Raw genomic sequence first — 20,976 nt, forward strand, 5'->3', positions numbered from 1 at the left:
GGACTTTGAAAGAATTTTATTTTCTTGTTCCCCCAGAATTGGGGATTTAGGGGGCTTAAAGAGATCGAAACGTAGACAGCTAGACTTGTGTGTACACGGTAGTTGAGAAAGGGGGGAGAATTTAATTTGATTCTTCCCCCTTTACAAGGGGGATTGAGGGGGATCTCTTAGATTTATTGACGCTTAATACGATTAATTTCGGCTTGCAATTCGTCAATTTGACGTTTTAGACGTTCTGCTTCGCTCTCTGACTTTTTATCTTCTTTGGGAGATTGAGACACATCAACTGCGCCAGTCGTATCTCCACGCTTATAATTGCCAGATTTAATATTGCGATACTCTTCCGAATCTGCCCATTCACGAATATAGTGAACTCGCTCAACTGGGAATGGATGACTAAGCATCGAGCCAGCCCCAAAACCGTTGTAAAGCATAAATTTATAAATTTGATTGAGATTATCTTTGTCGAGTTCTTGATAGGCATCCGATTGACGAATAAACTCTGGCAAGCTCAACTCATGGGCAAAGGCAGAACTTCCACCCGACAACTTCATCATTGTAGAGAGAACAGTATCTAGCTCATCGGTAACTAACAAAGCTGCGCGATCGCTTGATAATTCTGCCTTACGTCTCCATTCAAAAAACGCATAAATCAAACCACTACTAACAATCCCACCCAAGCCAAACGTCATTTCGCTTATAGTTGAAACAACACTCATTACCCACATTGCCATCTGGATTAATGTGGTGTGACCGCATTTAATATGACCAAGTTCATGGGCAAGTACAGCGCGAATTTCTTCTTCAGTGAGCAGATCTAACAATCCCGAATTAATCACAATGTAGGGATGATCTTTCCCAAGGGCGTAGCTATTGGCTGCAGGATTTTGCGAGACAAATAGCGTTGGTTCTGGCTGCACATCAAGGTCAGCAATACATTCCCGAAAGATACGATGAATGGTTGCATATTGACGATGGCTGACCTGAATACTATTACCAATGTGGTAAATCGTTTGCGGACGCTCATACATAAACTCAACAAATTTACCCGCCACAAGATCGAACCCAGGGACGCTGCGGAGGGCTTGTTCAGCTTGGCGATCGAGGGGATGGCGAAAGGCTTCGCTAGAAATTCCTGTATAACGTGGCATAGTTTTGTCCGTTCATTTGTTCGCGCTTTGCTCCATTTTATCTATAAAAACAAAATGTGGCGCTAAGCGCCACATTTTGTTTTACAAACCTAAAAAGAGAAATCGCCCGCTACGCGGGCGATTTCTCTTTTTAGGAAGGTTTTGGAAAACGGCGTAATAACGCCACCACCCACCAGATCATGAATATGAAAAATGCCCCAAACAAAGCCCAAGGTAGAGGTAAATTAAGATCTTTGATCGGGCTAAGATTAGCCAGAAATGTCAAATGAAAAATTGCGATCAATAACAGCATGGTGGCAACTCCAACCCAAGACATATGTACATTAAAAAAACTTAATGTCTCTTCTTTGCGATCGCCTGACAACCAATATTCACGATGGGGCAAATTAATCATGGAAGTTGGCAAATGCCGAAGCATTAAAGGGAGAACCAGCGTAAAAGAACTGGTAATCGCTAACGATACAAAATAGAGAATAAAGTAGGTCAGCTTAGAGGAATTTCCATTGACCTTGCCTGTCACATCAAAATGCGAACCAACGATATTTGGCAGTAATGGATAGAAGTAAATAGTTTGAGCGATCGCTAAACCAAACAAGAACAGAACAATATACAACGGTAATTTCATCGCTGTACGCTCCTCGAAAATATTTTGCAATTATAGCAACCGCAAGACACAAAACCCAGAAAGTAAAGGCGACGATTTGCGCCGCCTTTACTTTCTGGGTTTTGTAACAAAAGTCTACTGTTAGGATACGTTACACTCATCAGAAGGCTAAAGTATAAGTAGCAATTTATATGGAGTCAAATAGCTTGTCACCAACTCAACTCGCAAACATGGCTGGTCAAAACATATCAGGATTAGACGAAACCTTAGATCAACTCAAGACTAGTGATCTGCATGTGGTCGAAACTTGTCCGCTATTAGCACCAGTGGAGGTAAAAGCAGAATTACCGATTACCACAACGATCGCCAAAGTCGTAGCAAGTGCTAGAGCCAGAATCAGAAATATTTTGAATGGTAGCGATCGCCGCTTACTAGTTGTCGTTGGGCCTTGCTCAATTCATGATGTCAGAGCTGCGCGTGAGTATGCCGAGAAGCTTGCAAAATTCCGCGATGAGGTAAGCGATGCGCTGGAAATCGTGATGCGGGTTTATTTCGAGAAGCCCCGCACCACTGTTGGCTGGAAAGGGCTGATTAATGATCCGCATCTCAACGGTACATTTGATATTAATTTCGGTATCCGCATGGCTCGGGAATTATTGCTGGATGTGGCAAAGTTGGGCTTGCCCAGTGCTACCGAACTGCTCGATCCTATTGTGCCGCAGTACCTTGCGGATCTGATTTCATGGACAGCGATCGGGGCGCGGACTACTGAGAGTCAAACTCACCGTGAAATGTCCTCTGGCTTATCAATGCCTGTAGGTTTCAAAAATGGCACAGATGGCAGTATTGATGTGGCGATTAACGCCTTGCTGTCAGCTCGCCAGCCCCACCGTTTTCTTGGGGTTAATAATGAAGGTCGAGCAAGTATTGTTACCACGACAGGCAATCCTGATGGGCATATCGTTTTACGTGGCGGAAAGCAGGGGCCAAATTACGACAAAACCCATGTAGATGCGATCGCCAATCGTCTTAGCGATCGCAAGCTACAGCCATACATGATGGTTGATTGCAGTCACGACAATAGCGGACAAGATTACAATCTTCAGCCGAGTGTGTTGCAAGATATCGCTGAGCAAGTACGTAATGGCTCAGAGCATATTGTCGGTATTATGCTTGAAAGTCACCTCAATCGGGGTAAGCAGCCTTTGAAAGAATTGGCAAAACTGGAATATGGCAAGAGTATTACCGATGGTTGTATTAACTTTGAGACAACTGTTGATGTTTTAACAGATCTCGCTAACGCAGTGCGATCGGGACGATTTTAATAAAACCCAAAAAAATCGCCCGCTACGCGGGCGATTTTTTGGTTTTATTAAAGATTCTCTTTGACAAAAGCGCGAAACTTAACTTCAGCAGCAATCTCGTCCTGTTGCGCTTCTTCTAGAAAGTTATATAAATATTCTTTTTGCATCCAAGGGAAAGTAGGACTGCGATCGCACTCTACATATTGTGCTTCTTGCAATGTATAAATCTTTAATTCTTGTCCATTAAACCGCCAAAATTCAGGCACTCCCATACTGGCATAAAGCCTGTTTTTATCAATATCGGTGTGAGTAATGTCCACTTCAACAACTAGATCGGGAGGTGGATCTTGACTAAAATCAACAGTTTTTCCTGCAACTTTCGGTTGATTCTGAATATAAAATGCACAGTCTGGCTCAGCACCTCGTTCAAGATCGGGGCGATTGATCGTCGTTGAGCGCATTGATTTGAGTTTCAGCCCCATACCTAAGACCAAAATGCGAATAAATAAACCAATTAATTCACTTGAGTATTCGTGAGTTTCTAAAGGCATAGTGATTTCAAGAATGCCGCGATCGTAGGTGAGCCGTGCGGCGCGACTGTCAGGAAGAGCATTGAGAATTTGCTGATACGACAGCCAACTAATTCCTCTTAGCGCAACTCGATTTTCGCCTTGTCTCGATACTGCAGTAACTGCCGAAGTTAGAGGTTGTGCTTCTGGATGTGAAACAGTGAGAACCATGTGTTAACCATAACTCTGCTTAAAAATATTCTAATACCAATTTTCAAGATGGAGTTGCCATTTTGAAAACCCAAAAACGCAAAATACAAAATGCCCGCTGAGCGGGCATTTTGTATTTTGCGTTTTTGGATTTTATTACGACGAAGTACTTAAAAGAGAAGGGGTGCATTGCGCCCCTTCTCTTTTAGGAAACAGTTATTAGATCAGAGGAAAGTCGCTTGAAGGCGAGGCGCTCGTTTTCGATATCGACAAAGATGGTGTCGCCATCAGCATAATCGCCTCGCAAAATCCCCTTCGCGATTTGGGTTTCCAGTTGACGCTGGATGATTCGCTTTAGTGGACGCGCTCCGTAAACAGGATCGTAGCCAACTTCGGCGATGAAATCTAGAGCCGCATCGGCAATTTTCAATGTCATGCGGCGATCGCCTAAACGTTGCTCTAAACGTTGAACTTGAAGTTTAACGATACGGCGCAATTCATCACGACGTAGAGCATGGAAGATCACAATTTCATCAATACGATTCAAGAACTCTGGACGGAAACTCGATCGCATTGATTCCATAACCCGATCGCGCATCTCTTCGTATTTAGAATCATCACCAGCAATATCGAGAATAAACTGCGAACCAACGTTACTGGTCATAATGATAATTGAATTCTTAAAGTCAACCGTACGACCTTGAGAATCTGTCACACGACCATCATCGAGAATTTGCAGCATGATGTTAAACACATCAGGATGTGCTTTCTCAATCTCATCAAAGAGAATTACCGCATAAGGACGACGACGAACTGCTTCCGTCAGTTGACCGCCTTCTTCATAACCAACATATCCAGGAGGTGCGCCCACTAAACGAGAAACGCTATGTTTCTCCATATATTCCGACATGTCAATTCGCACCATCGAATCTTCGGTATCGAAGAGATAGGCCGCGAGAGCTTTGGCTAGTTCTGTTTTACCAACACCCGTTGGGCCTAAAAAGATAAAGCTAGCAATTGGACGATTAGGATCTGCGAGTCCTGCTCTAGAGCGCTGAATGGCATCAGCGATCGCAGTTACAGCTTCTTCTTGACCAACTACGCGATCGTGTAGCACATCTTCCAATTGCAAGAGCTTCTCTTTTTCAGATTCCACCAACTTACTGATCGGAATGCCCGACCATTTCGAGATAATCTCCGCAATGTCTTCTTCTGTGACCTCTTGACGCAATAGCGATCGCCCTGAAGTTTGCGCTTCTTTAAGATTGACCTCACCGACTTCTAGTTGGCGTTGCAAGTCTGTCAGCTTGCCATACTTGAGTTCCGCAGCTTTGTTTAGGTCATAATCCCGCTCAGCTTGCTGAACTTCTACATTCACATGTTCAATACTTTCCTTCAACTTGCGAATGTTATCGATGACACTTTTTTCAGCTTCCCATTGCGCTTTGAGCGTGGTTTGTTCTTCCTTCAAGTCGCCCAGTTCTTTGTGCAATTTCTCCAAACGTTCTAGAGATTCGCGATCTGTTTCTTTTTTTAGGGAGAGGCATTCCATCTCTAGCTGAATCACCTTACGGTTGATTTCATCAAGGGCTTCAGGTTGAGAGGTGATTTCCATTTTTAGCTTAGCAGCAGCTTCATCGACGAGATCGATCGCTTTATCTGGCAAGAAACGATCGCTGATGTAGCGATTAGAAAGAGTTGCCGCCGCTACTAGAGCAGTGTCAGAAATTTTCACGCCATGGTGCAACTCGTAGCGATCGCGCAACCCACGCAAAATCGAGATCGTATCTTCGACATTAGGTTGATCGATGTAAACCTGTTGGAAACGACGTTCGAGAGCAGCATCTTTTTCAATATATTTGCGATATTCATCTAGAGTTGTTGCACCGATACAACGCAACTCACCCCGAGCTAACATTGGTTTGAGCAGATTACTCGCATCCATCGAGCCTTGAGTCGCACCCGCGCCAACTACAGTATGAATCTCATCGATAAAGAGAATAAATTGACCGCTTGATTCCGTAACTTCCTTAAGAACAGCTTTCAATCTTTCTTCAAATTCTCCACGATATTTTGCCCCCGCAATCAAGGCTCCCATATCAAGAGCAATCAGCTTCCGATTTTGGAGTGATTCAGGCACATCACCACTGAGAATACGTTGCGCTAAACCTTCCGCGATCGCAGTTTTACCTACCCCTGGTTCACCGATTAATACAGGATTATTTTTGGTGCGGCGCGACAAAATCTGGATCGTGCGACGGATTTCATCATCGCGACCAATCACAGGATCGAGTTTGCCTTCACGCGCTAATTCAGTGAGATCGCGACCATATTTAGTCAACGCTTCATATTTATTCTCAGGAGATTGATCGGACACTTTTTGTTTGCCTCGGACTTGCTGAATTACATTACGGAGCTTCGCTTCATCAAGTCCCATTTCCTGATAGAGAGTCTTCCCGAAGCGATCGTCTTTGCAGTAGGGGAGCAAGATATGCTCAATGGAGATAAAATCATCGCCAAAACTTTTACGTTCCTTTTCGGCGCGATCAAATAATACTTCTAAATTTTTGCCCAAGTATACAGAACTATTGGAACTCGATACTTTTGGCTGACGATTGATAAACTCATCGGTGCGATCGCGCAATTTTTGAATATTGATCCCCGCCTTACTAAAGATGCTAGCTGCTAGTCCTTCTTCTTCTAGTATTGCTTTAAGTAAATGCTCTGGCTCGATCTGCTGTTGCTGAGACGCTTTCACCACATCGGGTGTTCTTGCGATCGCTGCCCATGCTTTCTCGGTACATTGATTGTTAGTTGGTTGCATCGCGAGTTACCTCCTGTGGTTTAAAAGTCTCTATAAATATCTTAAGGCGTAAGGCTTTTAAACGGGATCGGTTATACGTCGCTAAAGGGTGCGTGTTGCCGTACATTGGGATTACATTTGGCTGCTACAGTACATCAGCTAAGCTGACTTTTGTTCTAGGCATATTTGCGATCGCTTGCATGTTGATAGATTTATGAGTATGGCGATCGCATTGTCGCCACGCTTATCATGCAACGGCAAATCCTGTATATTGACGAACTTTTGGGTGACGAAATCCAAGGACAATATCATTCTTAGATACACCTGCATCTATCAAGTCAGTTACTATACCTTCTTCCGTATCATCATACTGAATCCAGATTTTGTCATTGACTAAACTCAGATGAATAGGAGTACTGTGAAGGTATTGGTCATCGTTCCAGCCAATGTCGAGAACTAGATATTGTCCGCGCTCATCATCAAATAATACTTGAGATGTATAAGCATCAGGTATTGTAGAGCGATAGTCGGCGTGATTTTGGAGTACTTGTTGAATAATCTGACGATATTTTAATTGGGTATCCATTGGACAATTACCTCACTTTCATCATCAAAAACAATTAGCTTGATAATCTGATTTGTAAGTAGCATCTGCCCTAATTGTATCGTGAATATGCTGTTGAAGGTTAGGCGGGAGACTGCAAGATAGAGATCGCGCTCAATTTTTGTTTCGTTGAGAATTTGGCGATATAAGATGTACTGTCCCAAAGCTTGTTCTAAATCCTTAACATCAGACTGACCTACAAAGCTTTTTACTTCTACAACAATTTTTTGGATACCTTTTTCAGCACTGATCAGGCGTTCTGCTCCTAAGTCCGCAGATAAACGCTTTTTCCCAATTTGCAGTGGAAATGGATCGTGGGTAATTGTCCAGCCATCTTTTTCTAAGGCTGTTTTGACAGTATTGTGATAAATGTCTCTTGCTGGCACAAGTTAAAACTGTGAAGTTGTATGTGTCAGTATACGAGATCGCTTGATTGATTCCTGATTTGTGTATGAGTATGGCGATCGCCTATTCATTTCATAGATAAAACCTCTTAATTGCTTGCTGACAGGTTGATGAGTATGGCGATCGCGTCTTCATCAATAGCTATAATAAAAACATCGCGTTTGAATTAATAATTTAGTCAATCAGAGTAAATTTATGACTGCAACACTTGTCAAACCGTCATTACTAATTCATGAGATTTGCGTTGAGAAATTTGGCAATCTCAATCTGTTTAAGTTTAGCGATCGCCTACAGGATCGGATGGAGTTGCTTCTAGAGAAAAGAAAAGTGGAGCCGCTTTCTCTTGAAGAAATTCCTGAGTTAGAAACCATTGGGGAGCTAGATCGAATTTTTACACACATGAATGCCATGCTTGCTGCTCAAAATGTCAATTCCTGATAAAATCTGGCAATGTATAGCCAGATTAGAATAGATCTTTAACTGTATTGAGCTATTAAGTTAAGATATAAATCAAGTTGTAATTACTATTAATGTCTACAAACAAACTACTCGAAGAAATAAAAACAGCACTTGAAAAAAGCGATAAAGCTTTAATTAGCCAATCAATTAAAAAACTAATCAAAAAAGAACCAGAAAGATGGATAGCGTTACTACATATATCAGATGTTATACCTAATCCTACGGAAATAAATGCTTTTGACGAAACTATCAGACTTTTAGTCTTGGCATTACTAGATATACAACATGATGATGATTTTACGAACATTCATCTCATTAAAGAATTATTACCACTTAGTCAATTTCACACTGTTTTTTCAACAATAAGGAATAAACTTGAGAATCTTCCTGTGTGGGAAAAGCCAATAATTGCACTTATTCAAAGATTTGGGGCTTTTATACAAGATCAAGAAGATTTAATTTATATGGAGGCAGATAACGCTACTAACGAAAAAACATATAATCTTTTAAATGTAACATTAAGTGATGATTTCCCGAACAAGTTGGGAGGTAGTAATACAAACCTACTATCAATTTATGAAGACATATGTGAGAGTTTTCAGTTAGTACTTTCATATTGTGCATACAAATACAAAAACAAGTTATATGGCAATATTGAGTTACTAATCTCACCTTATAATAATACTAATTTTAATGATTTACTAGTTCTTTCGGGTGTTTGGAGAATATACAAATCTTTATGGGAAGAGATTAAATATTCGGGATGGACATACGATATATTAACAAAGGAAGATAATACTCTTATCTATAGACCTCAAGATATAGAAGATTATATACGTTTTAAAGTAGCTGGAATTAGAAAACAAGAAATTGATTGGGAAATTGGTTGTTTTGCCAATCTATCTAATAGTTTTAACTCTATCAAAATACAAAAAGAAATCATAAAAAAACTAGCCAAATCTATAAATGTTCCTCAATTTAATTCTGAATGGGATGGAAAAATTAATGTAGAATTATTCCAAAAATCTTTAAATCAGAATTGGGATTCTATTTTGGAGAAAAGGTTGTTAGATGAATATCATTACAACAATATTCTAAATAATGTTGTTCTAGGAAAATCTCCTAAAGTTATCAAATGGGAAATATATTGGAAAATAATATCAGCATTAAAATTATTGTCAAAAATTTTTAAAGTTGCTTTTTTGTGTCAATTAGATAAAGAAGTAAGTGATAATATTTTAAGAAAAGCAATTTTTCTTAATAAGAATAAGCTATGTAGTTTCCTATCTGCAAATATTGGTATTAGCCTTAAAGAAAGTGAAATTTGCATTGAAATTTTAACTTTTGATTCAAAATTACCTCATCTTGAAATCTGGGATACTCCACTAATTGAAGCTGGTAATAACAGGATATTATTTATACCTAGTATTATTAATAATGGTAGTCCTTATCGGGCTGCTGAAAATATTTGTGCTACATGGAATGAACATATTGTTGATAAAAAAGGTTATCTTTTTGAAGATGAAATTATACAGTTCTTAAATTCAATTCCAACAATTGATGTGCATGGAAACCTAAAGTTTAAGAATAAATATAACAATGATTTGGAATGCGATATTGTTGCTAGGTGGGAGGAGTATCTAATTTTTATAGAAGTAAAATGTACGAAAGCAATCTTTAGCCCTTCAGATGTTTCTCGAGCGCGAAAGCGTATAGATAAAGCAATTGATCAGTTAAATATACGTAGGGATGCTTGTTTAGAAAATTGGGAAGTATTCAGAAAATCTGCTTCCAAACTAGAATTACCTGTAAAACCTTTATCTGCTGATAAAATAATTCTTATTGCTGTTACTAATGTATTAGAATTTACAGGCTGGAAAACTCGTGATGTGATTGTAACAGATGAGTTTTGCTTGAGACGCTTTTTTGATGAGGCTAATGTTGAAGTCTATTTAGGAGAAGAGCGAATTGGGGCAATAGGTAAAATCAGAGAGAAAGAATTACCGACAGTAGCAGAATTTTTGACATACTTAGAAGATCCACCTCAAGTTAAAAATGTAAGAAAACACTTAAAATTTGCTCCTATATCTCTTCCAACTATTAATGATACTGATCCAAAGATTGCAATGTTTAGTATGACTTATGTTCCACCAAATGATTTAGATATAGTTCCTACTTCTCCATAAACTTAGTTCTTTTTAAATTTTTGTGCTTGGAATATTGGCGGTGTGGTTGTGGTGGTTTGAAAGATGGGGCGATCTCTGTTTGGTTGGTTTTTTGAGAGGCGATCGCAGAGATTAATTTTCTAAGGCTATAATTACTTTAGAAACTTTGCGATGGAAGAGGTATTCTATGTCAATAGTTGTTACCCTTAACCCCAAATTAGAAGCACTGCTCCATAGTAGAGCCGCCAAACAAGGTCAAGATGTTAATTTTATCGCATCTGAATTATTAGCAAATATCTTAGATTGGGAAGAAAAAGATTCAGAAGAAGCTATCAAAGGTATTCAAACAGGACTTGATGATTTTGAGGCAGGACGATATCGATCTTTTCAAGATTTTGCTCAAGAACAACGCCACAAGTATAATCTGCCAGCCAATTCATGAACTACCGCATCGAAATCTCAAGTATTGCTGAAGCTGAGGCAGATAGCGCATTTTTACGGCTATCGCAAATCTCTTCTTCTACCAAAGCAAGTCAATGGTATTCAGGATTGCTAGAAGCGATCTCGTCTTTATCTCAAATGCCTAAGCGTTGTCCATAGTTGATTGATTTTCTGAAAGGCGATCGCACTTTATGGAGATTGGATAGGCGATCGCTGGCTATGGGGATGAATAGGCGATCGCGTTGTACTTTTGGGTGGATGATTTCAAAAACAAAAGAGACCGCACAATGTGCGGTCTCTTTTGTTTTTGATTATGATTTAACGGAAGCGCGATCGCCAAATTCTTTGGTAATCACTATCATTCAAACCACCTGAAGTATTCAAATTATTCGCTTGAATTGATTGATTGAGTGCGGCAATGCGATCTTCCGTCGCAGGATGAGTACTTAAAAAGGCTGGAGCACCACCACCGCGTGAGCTAGTTAGTTTTTGCATAAAAGCTGGCATCGCTCTAGCTGCAAACCCCGACTTAGTAATATTTAGCAAGCCTCGACGATCGGCATCAAACTCGGCTTCACGGCTATTTGGTAAACGCAATGCCAAGTCAACCCCAATGCCAACTAAGCGATCATCACCAACACCTACAATTGTGGCAATACCTTGGGCGATCGCCATTTGTTTCATTTGCTCTAATGAATGACGACCTGTGATATGCCCCATTTCGTGACCGATTACGCTGGCAAGTTGGGCCACATTGTCGGCAGCAGCGATCGTGCCAGTATTAATGTAGACAAACCCGCCCATAGTCGCGAATGCATTGAGGTTTGTGTCATCGACTACGCGGAAAGTATAAGGAATATTTGGGCGATCGCTAGTGGGAACTAAAATTTGTCCTAAGCGACTAACCAATGCATTAGCAGCAGGATCTCGACTGATGCGGACTTCTTGCTGAATTTGGCTATCAATCTGTTGACCTAGTGAAACTTCTTCATTGTCGCCAATGCTAGAAAGCTGAATGATTTGGATTGCGGATGGCAGAATGCGAAACAAATCAGATAGATCAAGCGCATTAGCTACAAAAGGATTCAGCGAAACAGCCAACAATAAAGACATCAGTAAGGCGATCGCAAATTTCCAGTAATGCTGAAGTCTTCTGCTAGTTGATGCGATAAATTTTTGACTAATTGAATTTGATAGCTTAGCGATCGATATTTTCATATTTACAATTACCTCAAACTTTACTGAATCTTATGTTTATCGGCTTTGGACAATATTTTTTGGATAGATCCCCACCACTAGAGCCACCACCACAAAGTCAGAACATGTGATGACAATAAAAATTTGCGATGCAAATTTTTATTGTCATCATGCTATTGAATATTATTTGACGCAAACCTAGCTAGGAAAGTTGCAAAAATTTGATCTCTTACATTAGACAGATATATTTTTGGTAGTTTCTACTATAATTAAATATAATAAATGAATAACTTTCACTATTACTCACTATCTTTATTTCCGTGAGGCAAACCGTGTTTCTCACCGCTCCCAAGACTGAACAGCTTGACCGCCAAGTTTCGCAAAACTCCATTCCCAGAGACCTATTCAAGGCGATCGCCGATCTTAAGAAAGACCTAAATGCCGTAATTTTGGCGCATTATTACCAAGATCCTGATCTTCAAGATATCGCAGATTATATCGGTGACTCCCTCGGTTTATCACAAGCCGCCGTCAATTGCCAAGCAGATGTGATCGTCTTTCTGGGCGTACATTTTATGGCTGAAACTGCCAAAATCCTGAACCCCAACAGATTGGTGTTGCTACCCGATCTGGATGCAGGTTGCTCTCTAGCGGATAGTTGTCCGCCCGCTCGCTTTGCAAAGTTTAAAGCTGAACATCCAGATCATATGGTGATTTCTTACATAAATTGCTCCGCAGACATCAAAGCCCTGAGCGATATTATTTGCACCAGTGCCAATGCTGTAGCGATCGTCAATCAAATCCCCAAAGATCAGCCGATAATCTTTGCACCTGATCGCAACCTTGGACGCTATGTAATTGAACAAACAGGACGAGATATGTTGCTATGGGATGGAGCCTGCATCGTTCATGAAATCTTTTCTGAACGCAAATTAATCCAACTCAAACTCAGTCATCCCGAAGCAGATATCATCGCGCATCCTGAATGTGAGGCGAATGTATTACGACATGCTGATTTCATTGGTTCGACTACGGGATTACTAAAGTATGTCCAGAAAAGTGATCGCCAAGAATTTATCGTGGTTACCGAGTCTGGTGTAATCCATCAGATGCAAAAGGCATCGCCATCTAAAAAATTCATCCCTGCTCCCCCCAACAGCAATTGCGCCTGTAATGAATGCCCCTATATGCGCCTGAATACTCTAGAAAAGGTCTATCTAGCCATGAAAAACCGCTCTCCTGAAATAGTTCTCGATGAGTCAATTCGTCAAGCAGCACTGAAGCCAATGCAACGGATGCTAGAAATGTCGGCGTAAGAACAGGAGAGGCGCAAAGCGCCGTTCCTGTTCTTATTGATATAGCCCAATGTTTTCTTTCATAGCAAACTGTTTATATTGTTGATGATTGATCATTAAGTCATCTAATAGTTGCTGAACTAAATTCCAGTCAGCAAATCCATGGCTCGTTTCAGCAATAATTTGTTGGCGGAGAGTTCTAATTCGTTCAAGATTAACTTGTGTCATATTCTCATCTTTTTTATCTCTGCAAGTTCAAATTTACAGCTACTGATAGATAAGGTTTGGTATCGCAGAACTCAAAACACAAGATAAGTGCGGAAATCATGATAAAAAACCTAAAAAAGTCAGCGCTTTGCGCTGACTTTTTTAGGTTTTTTGCAAAACTAATATTCCCATCATGCCGTTAGCGATCGCATAGTGAGTTGCCTGAGTAAATCCAGCAGCTCTGGCAAGTTTTACCTGTTCTGCACCAATCGGAAATCTTGCCAGACTTGGTGCAATATAGGCATACTCCTCAGTCATCGCAAACCGATCAGCCAGTGGCACAACCACACGATCTAAATAAAAATCCTGAAAAATTTGCATCAAGCGATCGCTAGGACGATGAAAATCTAAAATCGCGGCAGTTGCGCCATTTTTCAAGACACGATGTAATTCGGACAAGCATTGAGGAATATTTGCCACATTTCGCAAACCATAGGCTAAGGTCGCGCCATCAAAAGTATTGTCCGCAAAAGTTAGGCTCAAAACATTTCCCTCTTGCCATGTCAGACATTTCTGGATTTTCGGCAAATAGTTTTTGGCTTTATCGGCAGCGATCGCTAATAGTTCTTTAGAGAAATCAACGCCGATCACTTGACCAGTGGGGGCAACTTTTTGAGCGACTAAAGCCGTCATATCTCCCGAACCACAACAAAGATCAAGCCATTTTTCCCCTTGCTGTGGCTCACACCAACCCAATGCCATTTTCTTCCAGATCCGATGCTGACCTAAGCTCAGGAGATCATTGAAGCGATCATAAACTGGAGCAATGCGATCGAAAATCTGTTGAATATCAGTTTCCGAAAGTTGAGACATGGTGTTACCTAAAATCTAAAACTTAACAATGGTAGATGTTGGCGCAACGCCTCCACATCCACCATTGCTAAGCATAATCGCTGAGCGGATTGATATGCACGAGTTTTATCATCATGCAACAATGTAATACTAGTAGTAAGTAACTCAGAATAAGTTAAAAAAACAGATCTAAGATCTGTCCCGCCCGCCACGCGGGCGGGACAGATCTTAGGGTTTTGTATTTAATTTTGAGTAGCTACTTACTAGATATTGGCAGTAAAATATTTGCCCTAACTATGCAAAAACTTTGGTCTAGTAAAAATAAGCGATCGCAGCCATTGCCACCAGAAAGCGAAGATGAATCTTCACCAGCAGCAGAGGTATTGGATCATGAAGCCCCCACTTCTTCGGATGGCGTTTTGAAATATTTCTCAAAATTGCTAAAGAAACCTTTTAAATCACCAATTCCTGCATCTTGGTTATTTTTTGCTTTGGGAGTTGGCGGAGTCACCATTGCAGCAATATTTGGATTGCAGTATCTCACAGCACCTGATGCAGCAACCGATAGCAATCTTGCCTGTAAATCAAAAATTAATGGAGATTGGCAAACGCCCTTTGGCAAGGTGACTTTGCAAGAACAGAGCGAAAATCTAGTTTCAGGGAAATACGAATATGCAAATTTTGAACGTGGCAAAATTGCGGGTGAGTTAACAGGTAAATTGAGCAACAATGTTATTATCTTTGACTGGAAAGAAACTCCCAAACAGCTACCGCAACAACAGGGGAAAGGGATTCTAGTTTTTGGTGAAGGCTGCAAAGAGTTTTATGGAAGCTATGGGACTGGGGAAAGCACCAACAATTTTGGTAACTGGCAAGGCTCTCGGTTGACAAAATAATCTTTTCTTGATCAGTTTGATGGCGCAACTTTGCACCATCAAACACATAATCTGCATATTTTAGCTATGTCTAATTCTCCTTACTTGTTACTTGTCGAAACTAGCGCCATTATTTCTACAGATCCAAATACTTGGCATGCGATCGCAAAGTTGGGAGAATGCCTTTTGCCAGAAGTTGTGGCGATCGAAATTAAAAATATAGCTAATGGTAAAGCTGAAGGTAACGAGACAACGGCAAAACAATTTCAAAATTCGTTAGAATTCAACTGGCAAATTACAACCTTAACCGCCAAACACGCTGACTTAGTGATTAGAACCACCCAAAATCTCAGTCGTCAGACAAGATTGATGATCAATGTTGCACAGAGTGCAGTTGGAGTCGCGAATGCTCATCCAAAACAATGTGTGGTTTTAATCTCTGATGAAATATCTTTACGCGATCGCATTGCCAAGCTAGACTCCAAAAACCTATGTGCTATTCCCTCCGCAGTTGCCCGACAATGGTCTAGAACCGATCAAGCACCACCAATTGTGCATCAGTCAATCAAGTATTTACAACAACAAATATCTGAACCAGATAATCAATTTCCACGTCAAACCGATACTATATATCTAAGCACTTCTAGCTCAAGCGCTACTGCTGAACAAAAAATAAAAGATAACCAAAAAATCAATCCGAATTATAGACAAATTGGGATAAGTCTTGTGAAATTCGGGTTGGCAACAACATTTTTAGTTTCAATCTTATTATTTGGATGGCGGCTAGCTCAGCCCAAAAAATTTCAACAGTTCTGGGAAAAAAATGGTTTGCCACCTTTACCTAAAATACTGGTTCAGCCCAATCAACCCAACAAAAACTAAAAAAACTATCCCCTTATGACATTTTCAAAATTAAAGACACTGTTGACAAATAGGGATGCAAACTATGGATATGGGCGACACTAAAACAGAATCCTTTGAACTAATCGAAAAACTAAATGAGATCGGCATTGCGCTCTCGGCAGAAAAAAATACGCCCAAATTGCTAGAGATGATTTTGAGAGGGGCAAAAACCATCTTAAATGCCGATGGAGGGACGCTATATCTTGCAACTGAGGACAAAAAGCATCTCCAGTTTGAAATCATTATGAATGACTCACTGGGAATCATGATGGGAGCCAAGCTAGGAGAGCCAATCCCTTTTCCCGCTTTGCCGCTCTATGATGAGGCAGGCAATCCCAACAATACAATGGTGGCAGCCCATGCTGCTTTGTATAAAAAAACGATTAATATCCCTGATGCCTATGTTGCTGATGGCTTTGACTTTGCGGGAACTAGAGCTTTTGACATCCAAATGGGCTATCGATCAAAGTCATTTTTGACTCTGCCCATGCTCAATCATGAGAATGAATTGATTGGGGTGCTGCAACTAATCAATGCCAAAGGGTCTAAAAACAATCAGATTATTGAATTTTCCAAGGTTTCCCAGCGTATTGCTGAGTCTTTAGCATCGCAAGCCGCGATCGCCTTAACTAACAACAAATTGATCGGTCAATTCCGCGAACTATTTGAGTCATTTATTAACCTCATGTCAGAGGCGATCGACAAAAAATCGCCCTACAACGGTGCTCACTGCAGGCGTGTCCCCACCCTAACGATGATGATCGCTGACGCTGCTTGCGAAGCTGATTATGGAATTTTTAAAGATTTTGAATTAGATGAAGATGAACGATACGAACTGAAAATTGCGGGTCTGCTCCATGATTGTGGTAAGGTCACCACTCCAGTGCATGTGATCGATAAAGCCACGAAGCTAGAAACAATTTTTGATCGCATTCACTTAATCAATACCCGCTTTGAAATACTGAAACGGGATGCCGAAATTAGTTTTCTCAATCAAAAAATGGCAGCGATCGAGTCTGGCAACCTCAGTGTCATTCCTGAGTTAGAAGAGTCATTTCAGCAAAAACTTGCCCAATATTCTAGCGATCAAGATTTTCTCCGCATTTGTAATATTGGGGGAGAATTTATGAGCGATGAATATAAAGAGCGATTGCAAATAATCGCCTCCTATCGCTGGATCGATCCTAAAGGTGTTGAGGTAAATTTCTTAACTGAGGATGAAGTATATAACCTAAATATTTCCAGAGGAACGCTTACTGCTGAAGAGCGCAAAACTATCAACGATCACATTGTGGTCACAATTGAAATGCTTGAGAAATTGCCCTATCCACGCAATCTCCGTCGTGTACCAGAATATGCTGGCGGTCATCATGAACGTATGGATGGTAAAGGCTATCCGAAAGGGCTGACCCGCGAACAAATGTCTTTACCTGCGCGAATGATGGGAATAGCCGATATTTTTGAAGCCCTTAGCGCTAAGGATCGCCCCTATAAAAAAGGTAAAACCTTGACAGAATGTCTGCAAATTCTCGGTAAAATGAAGCAGGGTAACCATATCGATCCTGATCTATTTGATCTATTTGTCAGCGAAAAAGTTTATTTACGCTATGCCAATGAATATCTTGATCCCGATCAGATCGATGAGGTAGATGAAAATAAGATTCCAGGTTACACGCCTCCTTTTGCTTACTTTTTTGATACCTAGACAAAAAGGACAAAAGCTAACGGCGGCGCTAAGCGCTGCCACTAGCTTTTGTCCTAATAAGTTTGCTAGCTATACTAGTTGGAAAACTGCTATAAGATATTCTCTGTTTTGCAGATTATTTCCTCAAAAAATTGATTTTGTACCTATTTATGTTCGCCCAGTTTCGCTCTCAATATCCTCAAGGTCGTATCCAGACAGAGATGCTACCTAAAATAGATGGGCTTCATGCTTTTAGGGCAATCGTCTCTGAAGGAGATGCAATCATGGGTACAGCTACGGCAGTAGATAGCGATCTCGAAATAGCTGAAGATCGGGCAGTAAAACGTGCACTTGCGATCGCAGGGCTTGCCTTTGACAATAGTTTTGATCATAACTACGGCAATTATGGAGGGCGATCGCCAATGCTAACGCAAGTATCGCGGGAGTCATCGATCAACTCCCTCCCATCCGCTAACTTTAATGCGTTAGGAGCAGTGGGATCTGGGCAACTCACTGAGCATAACGATTCCCTACCCTTGACGCATACGACACAGACTATTCAAGCTGAATCAGCCATAGACTATGCCATTGAATATGGAGGGAATGATCATCTACCCGAAACTGAGGTAGAGTTATCTTCTTTATCTCATCCGACTGAAATAACCGCACCGAGCAAGTCCTCAGCACCCCAAATTTCGCCTGAGCCTGTTGATCTATCAGACGCAATTTCTAAGATCGATGTGGAGATGGAGCGGCTAAGATGGACTAAAACACAGGGTCGCGATTATTTGGTGAGAACTTTTGATAAAAAGTCCCGTCAGCAATTAACCAATGACGAACTGTTACAATTTCTCAGTCATTTAAAATCGCTACCAACACCACATCGACAGTCAGCAAACGACGATTTCTTCTAAAATTATTTATTAAAACCCGCTATAAAAACTCGCCTAGCGAGTTTTTATAAATCCAAGGCATCTGTGCATGAAATCTCTCAATTTCAAAGAAGAACTTAGTCTGCTGATTCGTGCTAAATGCCCGATCATTTATGTCGTGACATGGGAAGAAGAACGCGCCGAAAAGGCGATCGCCCAAGTTGCGCAGGAATGTGGCCCGCCACGTCAGATGCTCTATTACGATCTCGTGCGTGGTTTTGAGCATAATCAAGAAGGCAAAAATAATTTGTTGCAAGCCTTGCAAATTGTCGAGAATAGCGATCGGCAAACAGCAACTATTTATGTATTTCGAGATTTGCATCGACGTTTAGCCTCACAGCGTCTCGATGAGATTTTAGTCCGCCAACTTCGCAATCTCTATCGAAGTTTTCGCAATTCGCGAAAGACTTTGATTTTGTTGAGTCCTTTATTAGAAATGCCATCGGAACTCGAAGAACAGGTTGCCGTGCTCTATTTCCCATTACCTGAAAATACAGAAATTCGGAATATCATCGAACAGATGATTCCGCCTGAACAGTTGCGAATGGAAGGAAATAGCCTTGAACAACTGATTAAAGCTTGTATGGGTATGACCCGCGATCGCATTTGTCATACGCTCTCTAAATCAATTGTGCAGAAACATTTTCTCAATGAATCAGATATTGATCGGGTTTTAATTGAGAAGCAAAAACGGATTCGTCAAACGGAGTTTTTAGAATTTTTCACACCAAATGAAACGCTAGATAGCATTGGGGGATTAGATAATTTCAAGCTGTGGCTGATGCAGCGTCAGCAAGCCTTTTCTGACGAAGCGAGAGCCTTTGGCTTACCAAATCCTCGAGGCGTTCTGCTGCTTGGCATTCAAGGAACAGGTAAGAGCCTCTGTGCGAAGGCGATCGCTAATCTTTGGCGGCTACCACTATTACGATTGGATGTGGGGCGCTTATTTGGCAGTCTAGTTGGACAGTCTGAAAGCCGCACTCGCCAAACGATTCAGCTAGCCGAAGCCCTTGCACCTTGCATTCTCTGGATTGATGAAATCGATAAGGCTTTTGGGGGTATCTCTAATAGTACGGGCGATTCGGGCACGAGTCAGCGTGTATTGGGGACATTACTAACATGGATGCAGGAAAAATCTAGTCCCGTATTTGTCGTAGCTACAGCAAATAATATCCATGCTTTGCCGCCCGAACTATTGCGAAAAGGACGATTCGATGAATTGTTCTTTATCAATTTGCCTACCTATGAAGAACGCAAAGAAATATTCTTGCTCCATTTGAAACGTTTTCGCCCGATGGAATTACGCAATTTCGACATTGATCAAATGTCAGCTATTTCAAAGGAGTTTAGTGGCGCAGAAATCGAACAGGCGATCGTGGAAGGCATGTACCGTGCTTTCCATCAGCAGCGCGATGTTAATACCGAGGATATTTTAGGTGCGATCGCAGAAACCTATCCTTTAGCTAGTACAGCTAGGGAGCAGATTAGCTTCATGCAGGCATGGGCAACTCAAGGAAGAGCGCGGAGTGCTTCACGGGGTGAAGTAATTGATATCCCAAGTGATAAATTAAGCGCGAAATTAGGCGATATTACTTTGATGGACAATGCAACTAAAGTGATAAACGACAAGTCAAGAAGTAAACATCGTCCTTTACCTTTACCACCTTTACCTCAAATTAAATCCAGTTCTGACTCATGACCTCCAATCCTGTGCCATCCTTTGAAAACCCAGATTTGCCTCAGTTGCAGGCAATCAAGGCGCATTTGGATTTAGTGCTGCTTGCCCTAGAATCATTGACGGGACTTGGTTCCGATGAAATGTTGGCGGTTGCCGAAAAGTTAGGATTTGAAGAGATTTTAAGCGATCGCATTACACTGTGGCGCTTGCGGCAGGCTAGCCCTTTACGCAAGGGCAAGGGGCGCAAAAAGCTAGATGTTGATGAAGCAAGGGCTATGACTTTAATTAGTTGTACGTTGGCAGCACAGCAACAATTTGCAATCCGCAATGCTGTTGCTCAGTTAGAGAAATGCACGGCTCTAAAGCGTACGCCCCACCGCGAACCGATTTTGGGTGATTATCTCGATCGCTTTAATAGTCTGTATCAAGAACGGATGGCTGAGGAGGAGCAAGCTAAACCTGAAGAGATCCAACGCTTAGCCTTAAAACTATTAATAGATTTACTGTTTTACAGCTCCCAAATTGGCTCACGTCGCTTGTGGGTAGCGTTATTTGAGCGATCATCGCACTAAGATTTTTTTGTGGCACGGCGAAGCTGCGCTACAAAAAATTTGAGGTTGCAGAAACTTAAGGTAAGTATCAAAAAGTTGCGATCGGTTATAGTGATAGACAAGCAACAAAGATTAATTTTTCAAGAA

Annotated in this window: 21 protein-coding genes; 12 read left to right on the plus strand and 9 right to left on the minus strand. The window is 41.1% G+C overall.

Annotated features, from left to right (window positions below):
- Window positions 1–173 precede the first annotated feature (173 nt).
- Both APA_RS22225 and APA_RS22230 read right to left on the minus strand, forming a co-directional pair.
- Window positions 174–1,151, minus strand: a complete 978-nt coding sequence (locus APA_RS22225; RefSeq protein ID WP_201324411.1) for a M48 family metallopeptidase — start codon at window positions 1,149–1,151, stop codon at window positions 174–176.
- A gap of 130 nt (window positions 1,152–1,281) precedes the next feature.
- The gene (locus APA_RS22230; RefSeq protein WP_201324412.1) at window positions 1,282–1,776 is read right to left on the minus strand and encodes a DUF1648 domain-containing protein; all 495 of its coding nucleotides are present in this window, start codon (window positions 1,774–1,776) and stop codon (window positions 1,282–1,284) included.
- Window positions 1,777–1,985: 209 nt separating this feature from the next.
- Here APA_RS22230 and APA_RS22235 point away from each other — a divergent pair, with 209 nt between their 5' ends.
- Entirely contained in the window at window positions 1,986–3,080 is a 1,095-nt protein-coding gene (locus tag APA_RS22235; RefSeq protein ID WP_236579982.1) for a 3-deoxy-7-phosphoheptulonate synthase, read from the plus strand.
- A 47-nt stretch (window positions 3,081–3,127) separates the two neighbouring features.
- On the opposite strand, the gene APA_RS22240 is transcribed toward APA_RS22235, so the two are convergent.
- From APA_RS22240 to APA_RS22255, 4 genes are all read right to left on the minus strand, one after another.
- Window positions 3,128–3,799 (minus strand): Uma2 family endonuclease, encoded by a 672-nt coding sequence (locus APA_RS22240; RefSeq protein WP_201324414.1) that lies wholly within the window; start codon window positions 3,797–3,799, stop codon window positions 3,128–3,130.
- Between the two features lie 184 nt (window positions 3,800–3,983).
- Window positions 3,984–6,602: an ATP-dependent chaperone ClpB gene (gene clpB, locus APA_RS22245; protein WP_201324415.1), complete on the minus strand. Its 2,619-nt coding sequence runs from the start codon at window positions 6,600–6,602 to the stop codon at window positions 3,984–3,986.
- A 226-nt stretch (window positions 6,603–6,828) separates the two neighbouring features.
- Entirely contained in the window at window positions 6,829–7,167 is a 339-nt protein-coding gene (locus APA_RS22250) for a XisI protein (RefSeq protein WP_201324416.1), read from the minus strand.
- The gene (locus tag APA_RS22255) at window positions 7,152–7,571 is read right to left on the minus strand and encodes a XisH family protein (protein WP_201324417.1); all 420 of its coding nucleotides are present in this window, start codon (window positions 7,569–7,571) and stop codon (window positions 7,152–7,154) included. Before APA_RS22255 ends, APA_RS22250 begins: the two co-directional genes overlap by 16 nt.
- 214 nt (window positions 7,572–7,785) lie before the next feature.
- On the opposite strand from APA_RS22255, the gene APA_RS22260 reads away from it, so the two are divergent.
- From APA_RS22260 to APA_RS22275, 4 genes are all read left to right on the plus strand, one after another.
- Complete coding sequence (locus APA_RS22260; protein WP_201324418.1) at window positions 7,786–8,028, plus strand: hypothetical protein; 243 nt, start codon at window positions 7,786–7,788, stop codon at window positions 8,026–8,028.
- 92 nt (window positions 8,029–8,120) lie between these two features.
- Entirely contained in the window at window positions 8,121–10,235 is a 2,115-nt protein-coding gene (locus tag APA_RS22265; RefSeq protein ID WP_201324419.1) for a hypothetical protein, read from the plus strand.
- A gap of 166 nt (window positions 10,236–10,401) precedes the next feature.
- Window positions 10,402–10,656, plus strand: a complete 255-nt coding sequence (locus APA_RS22270) for a hypothetical protein (RefSeq protein ID WP_201324420.1) — start codon at window positions 10,402–10,404, stop codon at window positions 10,654–10,656.
- Complete coding sequence (locus APA_RS22275) at window positions 10,653–10,814, plus strand: hypothetical protein (protein WP_201324421.1); 162 nt, start codon at window positions 10,653–10,655, stop codon at window positions 10,812–10,814. Before APA_RS22270 ends, APA_RS22275 begins: the two co-directional genes overlap by 4 nt.
- A gap of 159 nt (window positions 10,815–10,973) precedes the next feature.
- Here APA_RS22275 and APA_RS22280 read toward each other — a convergent pair whose 3' ends face one another.
- Window positions 10,974–11,873, minus strand: coding sequence for a M48 family metallopeptidase (locus APA_RS22280; protein WP_201324422.1), 900 nt, complete (start codon window positions 11,871–11,873; stop codon window positions 10,974–10,976).
- A gap of 311 nt (window positions 11,874–12,184) precedes the next feature.
- On the opposite strand from APA_RS22280, the gene nadA reads away from it, so the two are divergent.
- Complete coding sequence (gene nadA, locus APA_RS22285; RefSeq protein ID WP_201324423.1) at window positions 12,185–13,168, plus strand: quinolinate synthase NadA; 984 nt, start codon at window positions 12,185–12,187, stop codon at window positions 13,166–13,168.
- A gap of 33 nt (window positions 13,169–13,201) precedes the next feature.
- On the opposite strand, the gene APA_RS22290 is transcribed toward nadA, so the two are convergent.
- On the minus strand, window positions 13,202–13,375 hold the full coding sequence (locus APA_RS22290; RefSeq protein ID WP_201324424.1) for a hypothetical protein: 174 nt from the start codon (window positions 13,373–13,375) through the stop codon (window positions 13,202–13,204).
- A 141-nt stretch (window positions 13,376–13,516) separates the two neighbouring features.
- On the minus strand, window positions 13,517–14,227 hold the full coding sequence (ubiE, locus tag APA_RS22295) for a bifunctional demethylmenaquinone methyltransferase/2-methoxy-6-polyprenyl-1,4-benzoquinol methylase UbiE (RefSeq protein WP_201324425.1): 711 nt from the start codon (window positions 14,225–14,227) through the stop codon (window positions 13,517–13,519).
- 227 nt (window positions 14,228–14,454) lie between these two features.
- On the opposite strand from ubiE, the gene APA_RS22300 reads away from it, so the two are divergent.
- The 6 genes from APA_RS22300 to APA_RS22325 all read left to right on the plus strand — a co-directional run bounded on the left by APA_RS22300 (window position 14,455) and on the right by APA_RS22325 (window position 20,850).
- Window positions 14,455–15,102, plus strand: coding sequence for a hypothetical protein (locus APA_RS22300; RefSeq protein ID WP_201324426.1), 648 nt, complete (start codon window positions 14,455–14,457; stop codon window positions 15,100–15,102).
- Window positions 15,103–15,168: 66 nt separating this feature from the next.
- Window positions 15,169–15,963, plus strand: coding sequence for a hypothetical protein (locus APA_RS22305; protein WP_201324427.1), 795 nt, complete (start codon window positions 15,169–15,171; stop codon window positions 15,961–15,963).
- A gap of 64 nt (window positions 15,964–16,027) precedes the next feature.
- Window positions 16,028–17,689, plus strand: coding sequence for an HD family phosphohydrolase (locus APA_RS22310; protein ID WP_201324428.1), 1,662 nt, complete (start codon window positions 16,028–16,030; stop codon window positions 17,687–17,689).
- A 149-nt stretch (window positions 17,690–17,838) separates the two neighbouring features.
- On the plus strand, window positions 17,839–18,582 hold the full coding sequence (locus APA_RS22315) for a hypothetical protein (protein ID WP_201324429.1): 744 nt from the start codon (window positions 17,839–17,841) through the stop codon (window positions 18,580–18,582).
- Window positions 18,583–18,649: 67 nt separating this feature from the next.
- The gene (locus tag APA_RS22320; RefSeq protein WP_201324430.1) at window positions 18,650–20,299 is read left to right on the plus strand and encodes an AAA family ATPase; all 1,650 of its coding nucleotides are present in this window, start codon (window positions 18,650–18,652) and stop codon (window positions 20,297–20,299) included.
- On the plus strand, window positions 20,296–20,850 hold the full coding sequence (locus APA_RS22325) for a DUF3038 domain-containing protein (protein ID WP_201324431.1): 555 nt from the start codon (window positions 20,296–20,298) through the stop codon (window positions 20,848–20,850). The genes APA_RS22320 and APA_RS22325 overlap by 4 nt, the downstream gene beginning before the upstream one ends.
- Window positions 20,851–20,976: the final 126 nt, after the last annotated feature.

This window comes from Pseudanabaena sp. lw0831 (assembly GCF_016584665.1).
GTDB lineage: Bacteria > Cyanobacteriota > Cyanobacteriia > Pseudanabaenales > Pseudanabaenaceae > Pseudanabaena.